Below are 1,418 nucleotides of genomic sequence, written 5' to 3' on the forward strand. Positions count from 1 at the left end.
GATCATTATGATCAATACGCGCAACTGGCTTGTTGGTTGGAATAACGACAACATCCAGACCGTAGATTTGATTAAACTCATAGGCTTCGGTATCCGCCGTTCCGGTCATACCAGCCAGCTTTTGGTAAAGGCGGAAGAAATTCTGGAACGTAGTTGATGCAAGAGTCTGACTCTCAGCCTGGATAGCTAACCCTTCTTTCGCCTCAATTGCCTGATGCAAGCCCTCGCCCCAGCGACGACCCGCCATCGTTCGACCCGTGTGCTCATCTATGATAACAACCTGTTTATCCTGAATGATGTAATCTACATCTTTGTGATACAGGTGTTGCGCACGCAACGCAGACGCAGTGTGGTGAAGTAGAATCAAATTGGAAGGCGCGTAAAGGCTGTCGCCCTCTTCTAGCAAACCTTGATCAATAAATACTTGCTCGAGGTAACTCAATCCTGACTCTGTCACCTCAGCAGATTTCGCTTTCTCGTCCAGTATAAAATGACCGTCATCGACGGGCTTTCCGTCTTCACTCACTTCTGCCTGTGTCAACAAAGGAACAATTGCGCGAAGCGCTTTATATAATTTGGAGCTGTCTTGGGTCGGTCCGGAGATGACCAACGGCGTTCGCGCCTCATCGATCAAAATAGAGTCAACTTCGTCCACGATAGCGAAGTTCAACGCCCGCTGAGACTTCAGATCAGAGCTGAAAGCCATGTTGTCACGCAGATAATCAAAACCAAATTCGTTATTCGTACCATAGGTGATATCACATTGATAAGCCGCCTTCTTTTCCGCTGGCTCCTGACCTGAATGGACAACACCCACACTCAGGCCCAAGAAATTATAAAGTGGCTCCATCCATTTAGAGTCTCGCTTAGCGAGATAATCATTGACGGTTACAACATGCACGCCCTCACCGCTTAAGGCATTGAGGTAAACAGGCAACGTCGCTACCAACGTTTTACCTTCGCCCGTTCTCATCTCGGCAATTTTGCCATTGTGCAGAGCCATACCACCGATCAACTGCGTGTCAAAATGGCGCATAGACATGACGCGTTTTCCCGCTTCACGCGCGACAGCAAAAGCATCAGGTAACAGTTGATCTAGGCTCTCACCTTTCTGTAAGCGGTCTTTGAATTCTGCGGTTTCGCTTTTAGCGCCTCATCGTCTAATGCTGCAAGCGCCTCTTCTTGAGCATTAATAAGAGCAACAACCTTGCCCATGCGTTTAAGCTCTCGCTTATTCTTGCTTCCGAAAAGCTTCGTTAGTGCGGATGAAAACATAAAGATCTACTGTGTTATTAATTCGTTTTTATGGATGAGATATTATTAGTGAGGTCTAAAGTTGGAAACTCAAGACGGCAGACTTCTCATTTACCGAATTGGACATTCTAAGTGATAAAAGTGTGCAGGCAAAGCCTCCGGGA

The 1,418-nt window shown here is 47.0% G+C and carries 1 pseudogene; it reads right to left on the reverse strand.

Going from position 1 to position 1,418, the window contains the following annotated elements:
* Positions 1-1,275, reverse strand: a pseudogene (locus A3751_RS19970) (DEAD/DEAH box helicase); the annotation flags it as partial.
* Between the last annotated feature and the right edge of the window lie 143 nt (positions 1,276-1,418).

The organism is Oleiphilus sp. HI0080 (assembly GCF_001635135.1).